Origin of the sequence: Saccharibacillus brassicae (assembly GCF_006542275.1) — a bacterium.
GTDB classification, from domain to species: Bacteria; Bacillota; Bacilli; order Paenibacillales; family Paenibacillaceae; genus Saccharibacillus; species Saccharibacillus brassicae.
Genome location: NZ_CP041217.1, coordinates 5,361,231 through 5,379,339 on the forward strand (window position 1 = coordinate 5,361,231; position 18,109 = coordinate 5,379,339).

At 58.2% G+C, this 18,109-nt stretch carries 17 protein-coding genes; 5 read left to right on the forward strand and 12 right to left on the reverse strand.

The genetic code is table 11. From position 1 onward, the window contains the following. Window positions 1-54: 54 nt before the first annotated feature. On the forward strand, window positions 55-2,322 hold the full coding sequence (locus FFV09_RS22400; protein WP_141449909.1) for an ATP-binding protein: 2,268 nt from the start codon (window positions 55-57) through the stop codon (window positions 2,320-2,322). Between the two features lie 152 nt (window positions 2,323-2,474). Here the strand turns inward: FFV09_RS22400 and aguB are convergent, their stop codons facing one another. From aguB to FFV09_RS22415, 3 genes are all read right to left on the reverse strand, one after another. Beyond that, on the reverse strand, window positions 2,475-3,356 hold the full coding sequence (gene aguB / locus FFV09_RS22405; protein ID WP_141449910.1) for an N-carbamoylputrescine amidase: 882 nt from the start codon (window positions 3,354-3,356) through the stop codon (window positions 2,475-2,477). A 101-nt stretch (window positions 3,357-3,457) separates the two neighbouring features. Then, window positions 3,458-4,492 (reverse strand): agmatine deiminase family protein, encoded by a 1,035-nt coding sequence (locus FFV09_RS22410; protein WP_141449911.1) that lies wholly within the window; start codon window positions 4,490-4,492, stop codon window positions 3,458-3,460. Window positions 4,493-4,641: 149 nt separating this feature from the next. Further along, complete coding sequence (locus tag FFV09_RS22415; RefSeq protein WP_141449912.1) at window positions 4,642-5,631, reverse strand: ketopantoate reductase family protein; 990 nt, start codon at window positions 5,629-5,631, stop codon at window positions 4,642-4,644. 188 nt (window positions 5,632-5,819) lie between these two features. Between FFV09_RS22415 and FFV09_RS22420 the strand changes: the two genes are divergently transcribed. Both FFV09_RS22420 and FFV09_RS22425 read left to right on the forward strand, forming a co-directional pair. Further along, window positions 5,820-6,410, forward strand: coding sequence for a TetR/AcrR family transcriptional regulator (locus FFV09_RS22420; RefSeq protein WP_141449913.1), 591 nt, complete (start codon window positions 5,820-5,822; stop codon window positions 6,408-6,410). 81 nt (window positions 6,411-6,491) lie between these two features. Beyond that, entirely contained in the window at window positions 6,492-7,622 is a 1,131-nt protein-coding gene (locus tag FFV09_RS22425) for an AI-2E family transporter (protein ID WP_141449914.1), read from the forward strand. Window positions 7,623-7,692: 70 nt separating this feature from the next. On the opposite strand, the gene FFV09_RS22430 is transcribed toward FFV09_RS22425, so the two are convergent. Further along, on the reverse strand, window positions 7,693-8,580 hold the full coding sequence (locus FFV09_RS22430) for an aldo/keto reductase (RefSeq protein WP_141449915.1): 888 nt from the start codon (window positions 8,578-8,580) through the stop codon (window positions 7,693-7,695). Window positions 8,581-8,688: 108 nt separating this feature from the next. Next, on the reverse strand, window positions 8,689-9,183 hold the full coding sequence (locus FFV09_RS22435) for a GNAT family N-acetyltransferase (RefSeq protein WP_141449916.1): 495 nt from the start codon (window positions 9,181-9,183) through the stop codon (window positions 8,689-8,691). Window positions 9,184-9,379: 196 nt separating this feature from the next. Between FFV09_RS22435 and xerS the strand changes: the two genes are divergently transcribed. Beyond that, window positions 9,380-10,471 (forward strand): tyrosine recombinase XerS, encoded by a 1,092-nt coding sequence (gene xerS / locus FFV09_RS22440; protein WP_141449917.1) that lies wholly within the window; start codon window positions 9,380-9,382, stop codon window positions 10,469-10,471. Between the two features lie 147 nt (window positions 10,472-10,618). On the opposite strand, the gene FFV09_RS22445 is transcribed toward xerS, so the two are convergent. From FFV09_RS22445 to FFV09_RS22475, 7 genes are all read right to left on the reverse strand, one after another. Next, window positions 10,619-11,029, reverse strand: a complete 411-nt coding sequence (locus FFV09_RS22445) for a DUF350 domain-containing protein (protein ID WP_141449918.1) — start codon at window positions 11,027-11,029, stop codon at window positions 10,619-10,621. A gap of 163 nt (window positions 11,030-11,192) precedes the next feature. Then, window positions 11,193-11,864 carry a PspA/IM30 family protein gene (locus tag FFV09_RS22450; RefSeq protein ID WP_141449919.1) on the reverse strand — a complete coding sequence of 224 codons (672 nt, stop codon included), beginning with the start codon at window positions 11,862-11,864 and terminating at the stop codon, window positions 11,193-11,195. A 105-nt stretch (window positions 11,865-11,969) separates the two neighbouring features. Next, window positions 11,970-12,326 carry a prenylated flavin chaperone LpdD gene (gene lpdD / locus FFV09_RS22455; RefSeq protein ID WP_141449920.1) on the reverse strand — a complete coding sequence of 119 codons (357 nt, stop codon included), beginning with the start codon at window positions 12,324-12,326 and terminating at the stop codon, window positions 11,970-11,972. Between the two features lie 32 nt (window positions 12,327-12,358). After that, a complete protein-coding gene (locus FFV09_RS22460) occupies window positions 12,359-13,324 on the reverse strand; it encodes a dihydroorotate dehydrogenase (RefSeq protein WP_141450590.1) in 966 nt (321 codons plus the stop codon). 32 nt (window positions 13,325-13,356) lie between these two features. Beyond that, window positions 13,357-14,058, reverse strand: a complete 702-nt coding sequence (locus FFV09_RS22465) for a dihydroorotate dehydrogenase electron transfer subunit (protein WP_342782074.1) — start codon at window positions 14,056-14,058, stop codon at window positions 13,357-13,359. Window positions 14,059-14,345: 287 nt separating this feature from the next. Next, window positions 14,346-15,068 carry an amino acid ABC transporter ATP-binding protein gene (locus FFV09_RS22470; protein WP_141449921.1) on the reverse strand — a complete coding sequence of 241 codons (723 nt, stop codon included), beginning with the start codon at window positions 15,066-15,068 and terminating at the stop codon, window positions 14,346-14,348. Further along, window positions 15,055-16,530 (reverse strand): ABC transporter substrate-binding protein/permease, encoded by a 1,476-nt coding sequence (locus FFV09_RS22475; RefSeq protein WP_141449922.1) that lies wholly within the window; start codon window positions 16,528-16,530, stop codon window positions 15,055-15,057. Before FFV09_RS22475 ends, FFV09_RS22470 begins: the two co-directional genes overlap by 14 nt. A 203-nt stretch (window positions 16,531-16,733) precedes the next feature. Here FFV09_RS22475 and FFV09_RS22480 point away from each other — a divergent pair, with 203 nt between their 5' ends. After that, on the forward strand, window positions 16,734-17,933 hold the full coding sequence (locus FFV09_RS22480; protein ID WP_141449923.1) for a M20 family metallopeptidase: 1,200 nt from the start codon (window positions 16,734-16,736) through the stop codon (window positions 17,931-17,933). The last annotated feature ends 176 nt before the right edge of the window (window positions 17,934-18,109 follow it).

Genomic DNA, 18,109 nt, shown 5'->3' on the forward strand with positions numbered 1-18,109 from the left:
AGTAAAGCATTTACAAAACTGACCAGCAAATCGACCAGGAAAGCAGGAAACATCATGATGAGTTATCGAAAAAAACAACTCCTCGGTTTCGGGGTCATTCTATTTGCTCTGATGATTCTGCTGCTCATTCTGACTTTCATGCTCGACGGAGTCAAAAAAAATCTGGCCGAGATCATGGACGAGCGCTATGACAAAGTCAGCCGCGCCGTTACCTTCCGCAACAACTTCTCCGCGATTAACAGCGATCTCGGTTATCTTGTCTTCGAGACGGACCCCCTGCGCTCGGAAAATCACCTCATCGAAATCCGCAGCAAAAGCGAAGCGGCTTACGCCGACCTGACTTCCCTTCAAGCGCACAGCGGAGACAATTCCGGCGAAGAACTGCTTGCCGCGGTCCGGAACGGATTCGACCGCTACATGCTGATCGTGGACCGCGTGGCGGAAGCCCGGGCAGCCGGCAGCAACCTGGACGCCGCTTCCTTATACGTGGAAAACGCGCAGAGTGTCCGGCTCAACCTGCTGCGAACGCTCAGCGAGTATACGGCCGTGCAGGAGAACAAGATGAATTGGACCCGCATGGAAGCCGAACGGCAGTTTTCCCGCATGCTGACGGTCAGCGCGGTATCCGCGGCGGCTATCTTGTTGATCGGCATTTTGTCGGCCGTATGGGTCATTCGGGGCACAGGCCGCAATTTGAGAAGAATCACCGATGCCATGGACAAGTTCGATCCCGGCGCCATCGCACCCATTCCCCGACTGGAGGTCGACAGCAACGATGAAATCGGCAATATCGCTCGCGGTTACAACCACATGATCGACACCCTGGAAGACCATAATCGCAAAGTTCGGGAATTCAACCAGAAGATCGAAGAGAACCATTGGCTGCAGACGAAGCTCAGCGAATTGGCGCTGCTGTACCAGCAGGCCGAAGACAAAGATTCGCTGGCCCGGTTGTTCCTGTCTTCCGTCTCCCCCGCCGTTAACGCTTCTTCCGGCTTGTTCTACAGCCGCGACACGGACGGAAACGGCGAACGGTTCGTGCGGATCGCCGCTTATGCGACGGATCGTCCGGAAGGATCGAACGAAGCTTTCCTGCCCGGCGAAGGATTGATCGGGCAGGCGGCGCTCGACGGACGCGATATACTGATCGACGTGTCTCCCGAACATGACGGCACGACGATCCTCGCCGGCGGCGGGACGTACCGTCCGCGCCAGATCTGGGTCATTCCGATCGAAGCGAACGACCGGGTCGAAGCGGTCGTGGAGCTGTCCACGCTGGTGCCGTTCACCGAACTGCATCGGCAGTTGATGGAGCAGCTGCGTTCCACGCTCGGCATCGCGCTCCAGAACGTGAACGGACGCATGGAAGTCGACCGTCTGCTGCAGGAGTCGCAGCTGCTGACCGAAGAGCTGCGCACGCAGCAAAAAGAACTGCGTTCCGTCAACGACCAGCTCAAGCAGCAGTATATCCAGGCGGACCGGAGCCGGATCGAACTGCTGGAAACGCAGCACGAGCTGGAGCTCAGCGCCGAAGAATTAAGGCGTTCGTCGCAGTATAAATCGGAATTTCTCGCCAATATGTCGCATGAACTGCGAACGCCGCTCAACAGCATCTTGATCCTCTCGCAGCTGATCGCGGAAAATGCCGAAGATACCGGGGACGAAGGCCGCAGCTACGCCGAAATCATCCATCGCTCGGGCCAGGATCTGCTGGAGATCGTCAACGACGTGTTGGATTTGTCCAAAGTCGAAGCGGGCATGCTGGACATCAACCCCGAGCCGGTCTCGCTGCACGATTTTCCCGAGCTGATCAATTACGGATTCGATACGATCGCCAAGCAGAAAAATCTGGAATTCGAAGTCCATGTGTCGGACAATTTGCCGGAAGCGTTCTATACCGACGGCAAGCGGATGCAGCAGATTATCAAAAACCTGCTCTCCAACGCGTTCAAATTCACGCAGTCCGGCAAAGTCTCCTGCAGCCTCGAAAAAGCGGATGCCGAAGCGCCTCCGTGCACGACCCCCGAAGGAGAAGCCGACCAGACCGCTATTGCGATCAAAGTGTCGGACACGGGCATCGGCATTCCCGAAGACAAGCGCGACATGATTTTCGAAGCTTTTCGCCAGGGCGACGGACGAACCGAGCGCATGTACGGCGGCACCGGACTCGGACTGTCGATCTGCCGGGAATTCGCCGGGCTGCTGGGCGGCTGCCTAACGGTCGAAAGCGAAGAAGGGCAAGGCAGTACCTTCACGCTGTACCTGCCTTCGATGCCGCCGGACCGCTTGTCTGCCGACGCCCAGACGGGCTTGCATCAATAATCAATAAGACTTTCCAGTAGGGACTTCCGCATAGAGGCGTTTTCGACAAAAGATCCCCATATTCCAAAAAAACCCCCGCTCTCCAATATGGAGTCCAAAAAAACCCTCGCTCTCCAATATGGAGAGCGGGGGTTTGCGATTTATTGTCCGATTTACTGTCCGAGCTTCCGCTCGCCGTCGTACGTCGCCAAGACGCCGTACAGTTCCGGTCTGCGGTCGCGGAACACGCCCCATTCGATCCGGTCGATCTCCAGCTGGTCGAGATCGAACTCGGCGGTCAGCACTTCTTCGCGGTCGCGGCTCGCTTCGACAATCTTGCTGCCGCGCGGTCCCGCGATGAACGAAGAACCGTAGAAGTTGATCGACGAATCTTCGTCGCTTTCCGGGCCGATCCGGTTGGAGGCGATGACCGGAATAAGGTTCGAACCGGCATGGCCGAGCATGCACGCCTGCCAGTGGTCTTTGGAATCGATCGAGCTGTCCTGCGGCTCGGACCCGATTGCGGTCGGGTACAGCAGAATCTCGGCGCCCATCAGCGCCATGGCGCGGGCGGCTTCCGGATACCATTGATCCCAGCAGATGCCGACGCCGATTTTGCCGTAACGCGTATTCCATACTTTGAAGCCGGTATCGCCCGGATTGAAGTAGAACTTTTCTTCGTAGCCCGGTCCGTCCGGAATATGGCTTTTGCGATACGTGCCGAGAATCTCGCCGTCCGCGTCGATCATCGCGAGCGCGTTATAGCGGGCGTAGTTTTTCTTTTCGTAAAAGCTGATCGGCAGCACGACTTCCAGTTCTTTGGCAATCTGCTTGAAATGATGGATCGCTTTGTTGCTTTCGAGTTCGGTCGCGTATTGGTAATATTCGGCCTTTTCCTTTTGGCAGAAATAAGGCGTCTCGAACAGTTCCTGCAGCAGGATAACCTGTGCGCCTTGCGCCGCCGCTTTGCGCACGAGCGCTTCGGCTTTGCGGATATTGTCGTCGATGTCCCAGGTGCAGCTCATCTGGGTCGCGGCCACTTTCACTTTTCTCATAAAAAAATTCACGTCTCCTCTCGATTGTCGGTGCTCTGGATATGCGGTGCTCGATACAGACTTACCCGATAAGCAGCTGCCGGTTCGGCAGTCGGTTCTGTTTAGTTCTGGCGTCCCGCCGGAATCTGCTGCGTCGTGCAGTGCACGTTGCCGCCTTCGCGGATGACGGCCATGCCGTCGACCGTGCGGATGCGGTAATCCGGGAACGTCCGCTGCAGCACTTCTTCGGCCAGGCGATCGGTCTCCTCGGCCGCTCCGCCGAAGACCGGCAGGATGATGCCTCCGTTGACGAAGTAGAAGTTCAGGTAGCTGAGCGTCAGCCGGCTGCCTTCGTATTCCGTATAGGGCGGCTGCTGGATCTTGACGATCTCAAGCTTGCGTCCGCGGGCGTCCGTCGACTGTTCCAGAATGCGCAGATTCTCCTGCGTAATGGCGTAGTTGTCGTCCGCCGGATCGTCGCAGACCTGGATAATCACTTTGCCCGGCGCGGCGAAGCAGGCGGCATTGTCGACGTGGCCGTCCGTCTCGTCGCCGGCCAGTCCCCGGTTCAGCCAGATGATCTTCTCGACGTTGACGAAGTCTTTGACGTGACGTTCGATCTCTTCGCGGCTCAGCTCCGGATTGCGGTTCTCGTTCAGCAGGCATTCTTCCGTCGTCAGCAGCGTGCCCTCGCCGTCGACGTGAATCGAGCCGCCTTCAAGCACGAGCGGCGCGTCGAACCGGCGCAGCCCGAGATGTTCCAGCACGGCCGGCGCTACCGCGTCGTCCAGATCCCACGGCGAATATTTGCCGCCCCAGGCATTGAACCCCCAGTTGATCCCGGCGCGCTCGCCGTCCGCGTTCATGACGATCGTCGGTCCGTTGTCGCGCAGCCACGCATCGTTATGGGCTATCGCCAGCAGTTCGACCGGATGACCTTCGAAGATCGGCCGCAGGCGCTCCGCGTCTTCCGGGTTCACGACGAGCGTGACCGGTTCGAATTCGGCGATCGCTTTGACCAGTTCGGCGTAACCGCCGCACACTTCTTCGTAATTGTCGGGATAGACCATCGAAGACCGGATCGGCCAGGACAGCATCGTGCGTTCGTGCGGAGCCCATTCGGCGGGCATTGTATAATGAAGAGCTTTTGGATTCATCGGTAGTTGTCCCCTTGCCTGGAAAATGATCGCGCAAAAAACCTCTTATTCGCGAACACCATCATACAATAAGTTCGGCCTTTATTCAAAGGTTGTTTGCGTACGGACCGGCCGGCCTTGGGGCCTCTTTGTTCCGGAGTATTTTTTGTTTATGGTTTTTCTATTATGAATTTTTCATGTAATGATTTATTTATTTTAAAAGAAGATGCGGCTTCGGCCTGTCTCGCCGCTTCGAGCAGGCCGTCCCAAGCCGGCGACGCTTGTCCGGACGCGCCCGCCCATCTGCCGAACACCCGGTCCAGCGCGTCGATTTCCGCAAAAGAACCGTCGATCAGCCGGGCGACCGGCAGTCGATGGTACAGCGCAAGCAGCAGGCGCAGCATAAGCTTATGGCGGCGGATCAGCCGCGCCTGCGCGGGCGGAACGAGCGGATAGCCGGCCGCTTCGAGCAGGTCGAAGCCTTCCCCCATTGCGTCGACGACCTGCCGCAGCAGCCGCTTGTCGCGCGCCACCCGCCTTACGTCGCCGCCATGAATATGCAGGGCGGCGTTCAGCGGCACGATCGGCATCATATGGTTTTTGAGCCAGGCGTCGATCTCGGCATGCACCGCAAGCTTGCAGGAACTTTTGGCGAACGCTTTCCGCAGCAGCGGCAGGCAGGCGCTATCGCCGCCGAGCGCGCCCGCGATCAGCGTGCCGCCGCCGAGCTGGACGGACATCACCGTGCCGTCCTCTCTGCGAATGCCGCCTCCGACCAGAAAGCCGAACGCGAAGCTTTTATCTCCCCCGCCCAATTCCCGCAGCTTTTGTTCGGTATGCCCGGCGTCGGGATTGTTGCCGATCATGACGATATTAGCGCTCACGTTGGCCGCAAGAGCGGGCAGGATGCTTTCGATATCCGAATATTTCATGACGGTGAAGATCAGGTCGTACCGATCGTGTTGTTCAAGGCGACGGATGACCAGAGGACGCTCCACCGTCGTTTTGCGCTGTACATAATGCCGGATGACCAGTCCGCCTTGTTCGAGCTGCTCCGCCCTTTTTCCCCGCGCCAGCATCGTAACTTCGTGTTTGCCCTGCATCAGCAGATGCGCGAGCACGCTTCCCAATACGCCCGCGCCATAGATCAAAATTCGCATAGGCTCGCTCCTTCTTCCTTTTTCGGGAGATTGAACTCCCTATGATATTCGACAGTTGTTGATTCCTTGACAGCTGTTGAGTATCATTAACATAACCGACCTCGCCGCAAGCGGCAATCGTTGATGCAGGCGGTTTTGTCGCTTTTCCGACAGTGCCGCTATTTTTGTTCAGTAAAGGAGAAGAAACGATGGACCGACGCGTGCGTAAAACGAGAGAAAGGCTGTTCGAGGCGCTGATCGGACTGCTGAAGGAGAAAAATTTCGAACGCATCACCTTGCAGGAGATCGCCGAGCGGGCAGATGTCAACCGGGGAACGGTCTATTTGCATTTCGAAGACAAGTTCGATCTGCTGAACCGCTGCATCGAGACGTATTTGCAGCAGTTGAACGACAGCTGCCGGTCGGCAAACGCTGCGGAAGCGCCCGAAGTCTTCATGCTGCGCACGTTCGAATATCTCGAAAGCCGGTTCGAGATCTATTCGGTGCTGCTGCGCGGCGACAGCCTGCCGGCTTTTCGCGTCCGGCTGTCGGAACTGCTGCGGCAGGGCGTGGAAGAGCAGTTCGACCGCAGCGTCCGGGACGAACGGGTCAACCGCGAGATCGCCGTCCAATTCGTCACGACCGCCATGGCGGGACTGCTTGAATGGTGGATCGTCCGCTCCATGCCGTATCCGGCGGCCGAAATGGTCCGGCAGTTAGCGATCCTGCTGCAGGACCACGGCCTTTACGGTTCGGGGGAGCCTCCACAGCAAACCCGCCCCGCTGCGGAGCGCCGCTGACTTGCGTCCGTTTTGTCCATTTTGTATGCTTACTAAGGAAGGTTTTCCGGAAAGATTAAGCCATGAATGGAGAAGTGCCGAATGAACCAACCGAGAGTCTGGTCAGGACGATTCCGAAGATTGTTCCTGAACAACAAGTTTGTGCTGTTTTTGTTTATCGCGCTGCTGGTCGGCGTGAACGTTTTGGTCTTCTCCAAAATTTCGTTCATCTTCAACCCGCTGTGGGTGTTGGTGAAGACGATCGTCCTGCCGATCATCCTGACCGGTATCGTCTACTACCTGCTTAACCCGATCGTCGATTTTATGGAAAAAAGAAAAGTGAAGCGCATCTATACCATCTTGTGCCTGTACGTTCTGATCATCGGCATTTTGACGACCGTGATCACGCTGATCGTGCCGGTCATCCGCGAGCAGCTGCTCGGCTTCTTCGAAAACTTCCCGGCTTACAGCCAGACGATCCAGACCGAGTTCGAAAAATGGATCGGCAGCGACCTGGTCACCCAGTTCCAGACCGCGACCAACCTGAACACGCAGGAACTCGTCAGCTCGTTCTCCGAGCGTGCCACGACCATCTTGAACCATACATGGTCGGGCATCGGCGGCGTGCTCGGCGTCGTCAAGGAACTGGTGCTTGCGATCGTCACGCTGCCGTTCATCCTGTTCTACCTGCTCAAAGACGGACGCAAGCTGCCGGGCTACATCCTCAGTTTCGTCCCGACGAAGCTTCGTCCCGGCTCCCTGACGGTGCTGCAGGAAACGAACCATCAGATCAGCTCGTATATCCGCGGCCAGATCATCGTCAGCATGTGTATCGGCGTGCTGCTGTATATCGGCTACCGGATCATCGGGCTGGAGTATTCGCTCGTGCTTGCGATCGTCGCCGCGTGTACCGCGATCGTCCCTTACCTGGGACCCGCGATCGCGATCACGCCGGCTATCATCGTCGCGGCCGTCACGTCGCCGATCATGCTGCTCAAAATGGTCATCGTCTGGACGGTCGTGCAGTTGGTCGAAGGCAAGTTCATCTCGCCGCAGATCATGGGCAAATCGCTCAAGATTCACCCGATTACGATCATCTTCGTCATCTTGACGTCCGGCAATCTGTTCGGCGTCGTCGGCATCCTGCTCGCCGTGCCGGGTTACGCCGTTCTCAAAGTGTTGGCGCATCACGTGTTCGACTGGTTCAAGATGCGTTCGCAGATGTATCTGTAATCAACGAAAAGCCCTCCGGTTCCGCGAGAGCGGAATCAGGGGGCTTTTTACGTGCCGGTTATGGAAAAACTCAGGTGCGTCCGGTCCAGTCTGCCGGCGCGATCTCCTGCCAGCGGCGGCGAATCTCTTCGTAACGGTCGGCCGCAAGCGGTCCCGCTTCGAGCAGCTTCGCATTCTGATGCCAGCGATCCGGCTTCGTCGTGCCGACGATCGCGGTATGGACGCCCGGCGTCGACAGCGTGAAGCGCAGCGCCGTGGCGACCGAATCGTCTTCGGACTGGAAGCCGTAGTTCAGATCGCGCAGCCGGTTCCAATACGCGTACGCGTATTCTTCGGGCTGCACCGTGTCGAACAGCCAGGCCGCGTTCGCGATCGGCCGCTTGACCGTCACGCCCATATTGCGCTTGATCGCTTCCGGCAGCGTCAGATTGATCGCTTCCTGATCGGCCACGTTCAGCGAAGTTTCGAGGCTGTCGAAAACGTCCGTTCGGATCGCGTACAGCGCGTCTGTCGTATCGCCGCTGTAGCCGATAAAGCGTGTCTTGCCGTCGCGCTTCGCTTTTTGCAGCACTTCGATCACTTCGCCCCGCCGCAGCACTTCTTCGGAGCAGCTGTGCAGATGGATCATGTCCACATGGTCGACCTGCAGGCGCTTCAAGCTGCGGTCAATCGTCGCGGCCAGCGTCACCGGGTCCCAATCGGGACCGTCGATACCGGAGGAATGTCCGCATTTGGTGAACAGGTAGAAGTCGTCGCGGCGATGCGCGATCGATCTGCCGATCAATTCTTCGCTGTCGCCGTAGCATTCGGCCGTATCGATAATGTTCAGCCCCGCGTCGATCGCGCTGCCGAGCAGCTTGTCCACGTCGCCTTGCGATACGCCGCTGCCGATCTCCGACGCTCCGAATCCGAGCACGCTGACCTCCATGCCGGTGTTGCCATAGATTCTTTTTTCCACTGCGCATCCTCCTCGTGTTGTCGCTCAAGTTGGGTTCCACAGACCCATTACCCGGCAAAGCCGTTTAAGAAAGCGTATTCTAAAATTCTTTTTGCAGCGGTATGGGTGTCAGCTCTCGAAATATTGGCTCGGATGGCCGTTGAACGGATGCGTACGCTCTTTGTAGGCACCGGTCGTATAGACGCCGATGATCTGACGCCAGAAGCGCTGCGCGGGCTCGTTGTTTTTGAGCTGCGTCACTTTCCAGCGGCCTTGGAACCGGTCGAACAGCATGACGGCCGCCGCCGCTCCGACGCCGCGCCTGCGAAACTTTTGCAGCACGAAAAATTCGACCATGTAATACGAAGGACGCTTCCCTCCGTCGTCCGTCCGTTCGACCAGCGCGAATCCGGCCGGCTCGCCGTTCGCCCGTATCAAAAACGGGAATTTGCGCTCCGGCTGCGTCCAGAACTCGTGCAGGTCGGGATAGGCGGGCAGCCGGCCTTCTTCGTCCGCCGAGATGTCCAGATACAGCGTAAAATCATACAAATAAAACTGAAGCAGATTTTCGATCACCGTTTTGCGCGGCTCCGGCACAACTTCCAATTCCACAATCGGTCCCATTCTTTTCGGCTCCTTTTTCCGGCATAATCCGCACGTTTCCTTCTCTATCGTAACCGACGGCCCTCCTCTCCGGCAACTTCCGCGCGCCCCGTTCCCGAACGTCCACATACGTGCCGGAGCGCCTACTGTGGTAAACTAAACGTAAGAGCCGGGACCTGCCCGGACCGACGTTCACCCCGCGAAAAGAGGAACCGCCATGAGCATTCAAAAAAACATCGACCGCGTGCGCCTCGGCGAAAAACTGCCCGAGATGCCCGGCTACGTCCAACAATTCATCGACTACAAACTGCCCGATCTGTCGCCGTCCACGCTGCTGGAATACGTTCGCGACTACGAATCGTTCTTCAACTGGCTGCGGGCCGAAGGCTTGTCCGCCGGGACCGGGATGAAGGACGTCACGCTCGAAGAACTGGAAGCGCTGCGTATGGACAATATTACGGGCTACCGGCTGCATCTGACGACGCGGACCGCAAGTCCCAATTCCCGCACGACCGTTATCCGCAAACTGTCCGCGCTGCGTTCCCTGTTCCATTATCTGAGCCAGATCGCCGAAGACGACGATTTCTATCCGCTGCTCAAGCGCAACGTCATGGCGAAGATCGAGATCAAGCGCGCGAACAAACCGAAAGATACGGCCGCCAAGCTCAAAGGCAAAATTCTCGAAGAGCAGGAGCTGACCGAATTTATCGACTATATACGCGAAGGGTATGCCGTCGATGTCGCGGGCAACAAGCAGGCGCTCTACGCCCATGCCAAAAACAAGGAACGCGACGCTTCGATCGCAAGCCTCATTCTCAATTCCGGCCTGCGCGTCTCGGAAGTGATCAACCTGAACCTTGCGGACCTCGACGCCGGCAACAAGCTGCTCTATGTCCTGCGCAAAGGCAGCAACGACGATACGTTCAAGACGCCGGTCTATTTCCGCGATCAGGCCCGGTTCGATCTCGAACGCTATCTGTCGCTGCGGGAGACGGAATACGCGGCGCCCAAACGGGAAAAAGCGCTGTTTCTCGCGATTCCGAACGGCCAGAAAGAAGGCAAACGGATGACCAAGCGCGCTATTCAGGCCATGATCATCAAATATGCCAAACGGTTCGGTAAACCTTATTTAACCGTGCACAAGCTGCGTCATTCGTTCGCCACCGATTATTATTTGCAGAACGATATTTACAAGACCAAAGAGCAGCTCGGCCACGCTTCGACGGAAACGACCGAAATCTACGCGCATCTGACCGACAAGACGATGTCCGAAGCGATCGAGCGGCGCGCAGCCGAAGAACAGCGGTGAACAGCAGCGGTCTTCTGGCGGCGCCATAGTCGAAAAAGATACCGCAAGCGGCGTGCCCGGCATCGGACGCATGCGGCGGCATGCCAAAAAAGGGAGCAGCGGCGTTATGCCGATGCTCCCTTTTCGCGAAAACGCCTTGCCGCAAGATCAGATGGACAGAGCCGCCGTAATGATCATCGCCCCGATCACGTGCAGCGTGCCCGCAAACAAACCGTGCGCCACGTTGCCGCGTTCCGTGCCTTCGTCGAGGTTCAGCCCGCCCCATTTGCGCAGCACGAATTCGACCGCGCTCTCCAGCGCAAGCAGGATAACGAACGTAATGAACGACACGATCCACGCGCTCACGATGCTCGAAGAACCTTCCAGCACGTATTTCAAAATAAGCGCCTGCGCGAAAATCTTCATCACCAGACGGATCGTCACCGCCAGATTGCCTCGTTTCAATTCCTGAAAATCTTTGTATTTCGTAAACAACGAATCGATGACCATCAACAGGGTCAGCAGCACCGCTCCGGAAAGCGTCCATACCGCAAGTCTTGCCAAATCCGAAAATTCCACTTTCCGTCCTCCTTGCACCGTCGATTATGTAGGTCTGTTGCTGTGGAAGAAGCCGGGGACCTCAAACCATGAAAAAGCGAAGGGAGCCGCCGCGTACGCGCGTTCCCCTTCGCCAGGCTTCGTTCGCCTTGCCGGCGCTTCGAGCCTTGTATGATTGCGGGTGTTATTCTTTCTTCTCGTACTGCTTCATCAGTGCCGCCAGCTCACTGTCTACTGCACTGTTCTTGCCGAGTTCGGCAAATTCGTCGTCGAGCGATTTGCCTTTGGACGACATTTCGTTGCTCGCTTCGGCCTGTGCTTCCATATTGAGCATCTTGTCTTCCATCCGCTTCAGGCCGGAAGTCGCGCTGTCGGAGTTGAAGCCGGACATCGTTTTGTTGATTTCCGTTTGCGCTTTGGCCGCGCTGTAGCGGGCGACCAGCGTATCGCGCTTATTTTTCATTTCGGTCAGCTGCTTGCGCATTTCTTCAAGCTTGCCGCGCAGGTTGTCGGCGGCCGCTTTGTTCTGATCGAAACTGTTCTTGTATTCGGTCATCTTCTGCTCGGCCGCATTTTTCTCTTCGAGCGCGCGGCGGGCCAGGTCAACGTTCTGTGCCTGAGCGGCCATATGGGCCTGTTCCGTGCGGCGGTTCACCAGCTCGGACTGCTCTTCGTACAGCTGCTTGAACTTCTTCTCGATTGCGATCTGGGCGGCTACGGCTTTCTCCGCGTCGGCCAGATCTTCCTGCATGTCGCGGATGTACTGATCGGTCAATTTGACCGGATCTTCGGCCTTCTCGATCATGGCATATACATTGGACAACGTGAGATCTCTTAATCTTTTGAAAACGGACATTCGGGTTGCCTCCTTGAATGTAGTGTTCGCTGCTGTTTCAACCATTACCCTTATCTATTACGGAGGCTAACAAAATCGGTTTCATCCCGCGACAAAATTTTTAAATTAATTTTTCGGTTCCTCGAGCCGCTCTCCGATTTTGCGTTGCACGACCGCCGAGATCTCGTCGATCTGCGCCCGGGTAAGCCCGTCGTAATGGATGCCCATGGCGACCGTCACCGTACGGCGCAGCAGGCGGGCGGCGCGGCGGGCGGCAGGTTCGCTGAGCACCTGTTCCCGGTGCCCGGGGACGACGCACGTCTGCACCCGGACTTCGCCGCGTTCCATATAAGCTGTCGAGACCGCTCCGATATGCGCGGCGCCGCCGGTCACGATAAGCAGCGTGTCCCGGCCGACGTCCCGGCGTTCGACTACGATCTCTTTTTGCGCAGCGTCCGAATGATACGTGTAGGTGCGTGCCATGCCGGCTTGACCTTCCCCTGCCTGCATATCCTTCACAGTATGCCCCGGATCTCGCTCAGGCTGCGGATGCCTTCCGCGACCATGAACCGTTCGATGCCTGCGGCAAGTTCCGCTCCGGCCTGGACGTTGACGAAGTTGTACGTACCGACCTGCACCGCTTCGGCGCCGGCCATGATGAATTCGAGCACGTCTTCCGCGCTTGAGATGCCGCCCATGCCGACGACGGGCAGGTTCACGTTCCGGCACACCTGATGCACCATGCGCAGCGCGATCGGTTTGACGGCAGGGCCGGACAAGCCGGCGTACAGATTGTCGAACACGCTGCGGCGCCTGCGCACGTCGATCTTCATGCCCGGCACGGTATTGATCAGCGACACCGCGTCCGCGCCTTCTTCTTCGCACATCTGCGCCATGCCGACGAGGTCTTCGGCGCCGGGCGACAGCTTCACCATCAGCGGCAGGATCGTCGCGCCGCGTACTTCCCGCACGACTTCGCGCGCGGCTTCCGTTCGAATCCCGTACGCGATGCCGCCTGCCTTGACGTTCGGGCACGAAATGTTCAGTTCGATCAGATCGACGGCGCGGCGGCCTTCCCGCTCCCGGATCCGGGCGTCGGCGTCGATCAGGCGCGCGCCTTCGGCGTATTCCTGCACCGTGCCGCCGCCCAGATTGACGATGCGGACCGTGCCGAGCGTCTCCCAGAACGGACACTCTTGCTCTAAAAAGGCCGGGATGCCCGGATTTTCAAGCCCTACGCTGTTCAGCATGCCCGATGCTGTCTCGTATACGCGGATGCCCGGATTGCCCGGACGAGGATGCAGCGTGAGACCTTTGCCCGAAATGCCGCCGAGTCGGCCCAGATCGTAAAAGCTGCCATATTCCCGGCCGAAGCCGAACGTACCCGAAGCCATGACGACCGGATTTTTGAACGCGACTTCCCCGATCCGGCAGACGGTATCGGGCCTTGTTTCAGGCGTCCCGGCCTGCCCTCCGGCCATACGGGCAAGGTCGACGCTGCGCATCGTCTCGCTCATGCCAGCACCACCTCTCCGGCCCGGAAGACCGGCCCGTCGACGCACGCTTTCCTGCGCCCGCCGGGGCTGCCCACGCTGCATACGAGGCAGGCTCCGACGCCGCAGGCCATCCGGTTCTCCAGCGACAGGTACACGTCGGCCCGCCCCGAAGACAAGCCGCTTTTGATCTGGGCGGCGCGCAGCATCGGTTCCGGTCCGCACACCCATACGGTATCGTAAGCGTCGAAGTCGACCGTATCCAGCACGATGCCGCCGAGGTTGATCTCGACGGGGTGGCCGAGCGCGCGGAATTCGCGTTCTTCGTACGCTTCTTCGCTGAACCCCAAGTACAGATCGGCGCGCTCCAGATGCCTCGCCGCGTAATACAGCGGCGCGATGCCGATCCCTCCGCCGACAAGAGCGACGCGGCCCTGCGCCTGCGCAAGCGGGAAGCCGTTCCCGAGCGGGCCGAGCAGCGCCACGTCATCGCCCGGTCTCAGCCGAGACAGCAGGGCCGTTCCTTCCCCTGCCGCTTTATATAGAAACTTGACCCCGGTCTCGTCTTGATCGTACACGCTGAGCGGACGCGAGAGAAGCGGATACCCGCCCCACCCTCGCACCATAAAAAATTGGCCCGGCCGAGCTTCGAACCGTCCCTCCGCGTGCATCACGTAAATCCCTTCCGCCGTACGCCGATTGGAAATAACTATCGCCATCATGTCCTCCCCCGGATTGCTTGACTACGCATATCCTGTCCATGATGCCTTGCGCAGGCCGTGATCGCTATGACAAGCATCACGAAAAGCCCGGACTCCAGAGTCCGGGCCAGGGCTTACCTTCTCTTTTCGCTTTACTTCTTGCAGGTTTGCCAGGTTTCAGGTTTTAAAATGTCCCTTCTCCTACTCCCACCTACCCGGTGAGCGTAATCCGCTTTGGAGTGACTTTGGCTTTCCGCAGGAAAACAACGGAACGAAAAAGCGGATTACGCTTACCTCTTACTTTCCCCTTATAACACTTTACTCAAAAAATCTTGCGTCCGCGCGTTTTTCGGAGCGCCGAACACTTCTTCCGGCGTGCCTTCTTCGACGATTACGCCGCCGTCCATGAACAGGATCCGGTCGCCGACTTCGCGGGCGAAGCCCATTTCGTGCGTGACGATGACCATCGTCATGCCGTCTTCGGCCAGCTTCTTCATGACGTCCAGCACTTCGCCGACCATCTCGGGGTCAAGCGCCGACGTCGGTTCGTCGAACAGCATCACATGGGGCTGCATCGCAAGCGCCCGCACGATGGCGATCCGCTGCTTCTGGCCGCCCGACAGCTGCGCCGGATAGGCGTTCTTCTTGTCTTCCAGGCCGACCGACTGCAGCAGCGACTCGGCGCGCTTGTCGGCTTCGGCTTTGGACAAGCCGAGCAGCTTGGTCGGAGCCAGCGTAATATTGTCCAGCACGGTCTTGTGCGGGAACAGATTGAACTGCTGGAACACCATGCCCATTTTCTCGCGGGTTTTGTCGATGTTGTGCTTCTTGTCCGTAATCGGTTTGCCTTCGAACAGAATCTCTCCGCCCGTCACTTCTTCGAGACGGTTCAGGCAGCGCAGGAACGTGCTTTTGCCCGAGCCGCTCGGCCCGATCACGACGACGACTTCGCCCTGCTTGATTTCGGTATCGATCCCTTTGAGAACCTGGTTTTTACCGAAAGACTTTTGCAAATTTTTAGCGGATATCACCGGCACTCAACCTCCGTTCCAATACATTCAACAGCTTCGACAGAATAAGCGTCATGATCAGGTAGATACAGGCCGCGATCACGAGCGGATACAGGCCGGAATACGTCAGCGTACGTACGGCGTTGGCCTGGAACATCAGGTCGGCCACGCCGATAAACGAAACGATCGACGATTCCTTGATAATGACGACGAATTCGTTGCCGATCGCCGGCAGCACGCTTTTGATCGCCTGCGGGATAATGATGGTGCGCATGGCCAGGCCGCGCGGCATCCCGAGGGAACGGGCCGCTTCCATCTGCCCTTTGTCGACGCCCTGAATGCCCGCGCGGAAAATTTCCGCCAGATAAGCCGAGCTGTTCAGCGACAGGGTGATGATACCGGACTGGAGCACCGTAAATTTGATATCGAAAGCACTGGCTAGGCCGAAATGGATAATGAGGAGCTGGACCAGCATCGGCGTGCCGCGCAGCACTTCGGTATAGGCGACGGCGATCCATTTGAGGATCTTGACGCCGGACAAGCGCAGCAGCGCGATCAGCAGGCCGATCAGGAAGCCGAACAGAACGCCCAGCGCGGACAGCAGCAGCGTATACTGGACGCCGTCCGCGTAGTAGCCGCGATATTTCCAGAAGAACGAGAAGATGTTGCCCGGCGCGTTCTCGCCGGAATTCAGTTCGTTCGCTTCCTGGATAAAACGTTCGACCGCATTGTCGGCGTTGAGCCGCTTCAGCGTCGTATTGATCTCGCCCAGCAGTTCGGTATTGCCTTTCTCGACGGCGATCGCCATCGGCGTGTCGCTATCTTCCGGCACCGCTTCGGCGATCGCGAGGCCGGCCCGGTTCTTGACCTGCGCTTCCGCGACCGGTCCTTCGAACACGGCCGCGTTTACGCGGTCGGACAGCAGCAGGCTGACAACGTCGGAGATGCTTTTGACGGCGGTGACCTCGGCGTTCGGGATACCGTTCGCGATCTCTTCTTGAATAGAACCGGTCTGTACGCCGATCGGTTGACCTTCGAGTTCAGCCATCGTCGGGTATTGGTCGGCATCTTCGGCGCGTGTCAGAATGACCTGTTTGGAAATGTAATACAGGTCGGAAAAATCGACGTTCTGTCTGCGTTCGTCGGTCGGCGTCATGCCGGAGATGACCATGTCGATCCGTCCGCTTTGCAGCGCCGGAAGCAGGCTGTCGAACGGCATGTTCTCAAGCTGCAATTCCGCGCCCATGTCGGCCGCGATCTGTTCGGCGATCATGACGTCGGAACCGACGATTTTGCTCTTGCCGTCGACCGTCATAATGAATTCGTACGGCGCGAAATCCGCGCTCAATCCGACGATAATCGTCTTTTTGTCGTTCGTGCCCGAGTCGGTCTGCGCTTGTGCTTGTCCGTGGCCGGGATACAGCGCCAACGTCAGCATCAGCAGAGCCAGCAGCATCGGGATGATCCGTTTCAGTCTCAGCATGCTCTCTCTCCACTCTGTTGTAAAATGACAAGTCATTATAAAATGATATTCATATTTATACAACAATATTCAGCAAATGTCGCGTGTTTTTTTTTGCTTTTCTTTCTTTTTCACTTCTTCCAAAGCCGCGTCAGCATTGAAAACGTTCGCTGCCCATGCTAAAATTCACTTCTAAATAAACGAAGCGGGGAGTCTTTTCATTGATGAATAATAAGGCGCATAAGCAGCGGATCGAAGCCGGGATCGACCGCCATGCCGCGGAGCTAACAGAGATCGCCGTCTATATCGCGCAGAACCCGGAGCTCGGCAACGAAGAATTCAAAGCGTCCGCCAGGCTCAAACAATCGCTCGCCGCGCACGGTTTCGAGGTGGAAGCGCCGGTGCTCGGAATCGAGACCGCTTTTGTCGGCACGTTCCGCTCCGGGAAGCCGGGTCCGACCGTCGCGCTGCTGTGCGAATACGACGCACTGCCGGAAATCGGCCACGCCTGCGGACACCATCTGATCTGCACGATGAGCCTGGGCGCCGCGCTCGGGCTCAAAGACCTCGTCGCGCAGCTCGGCGGCACGCTGCGCGTCTACGGCACGCCGGCCGAAGAGACCCGGGGCGCCAAAGTCACGATGGCGGACGCCGGACTGTTCGACGACTGCGACTTTGCGCTGATGGCGCATCCGTACTACGCGTTCCAGAAGTCCGGCAGCGCGCTGGCGATGGACGCGATCCAGTACGAATTCTACGGCAAAGCGTCCCACGCCGCCGCCAGCCCCGAAGCCGGCGTCAACGCGCTCGACGCGGTGCTGCAGCTGTTCAACGCGATCAACGCGCTGCGCCAGCAGACGCGTACCGACGCCCGTATTCACGGCATCATCAATCACGGAGGCGTCGCCGCCAATATCATTCCCGATTACGCGTCGGCGCAGTTCTATATCCGTTCGGCCGACCGGCCGTACACGGACGAGCTGGTCGCGAAAGTGCGCCGGATCGCCGAAGGCGCCGCGCTGCAGACCGGCTGCGAACTGAAAGTGTCGAATTACGAATATTCGTACGACGAACTGATCACGAACGAGACGCTGTCCGAGACGTTCACCCGCAACCTGATCGAAGCCGGCATCGATCCGGGCGACATTCAAGAGCCGGTGAACGGCGGTTCCGCCGATGTCGGCAACGTCTCCACCCGCTGTCCGGCGATCCATCCGTACGTTCAAGTCGTCCCCGAACGCCATGAGCTGCACAGTATCGGATTCCGCGATCTGGCGCAGCAGGATGCCGCTTACGACGCCATGATCTTCGGCGCCAAGCTGCTGGCCGCTACCGCCTGCGACGTCTTGACCGTTCCCGGACTGCTGGAGCGCGTGCGCGAAGAATTCCGCCGGCAGGCGTACCGCCCCGCGCCTTCGGCCTGACGGCCGTCTCAACCCCGTTTCCGGTCTGTGCCGGAAACGGGGTTTTTGTTGCGCCGACAAGGTAAGAGACCGACTACCGCCCCTCTCGGGTTTTGGTTTCAATGTAAACTTTTACCGGGTAATAACAGTCATATTTGATGCTGCTGGGTAACTTGACCGGCTTTCCTCTGTTTCCG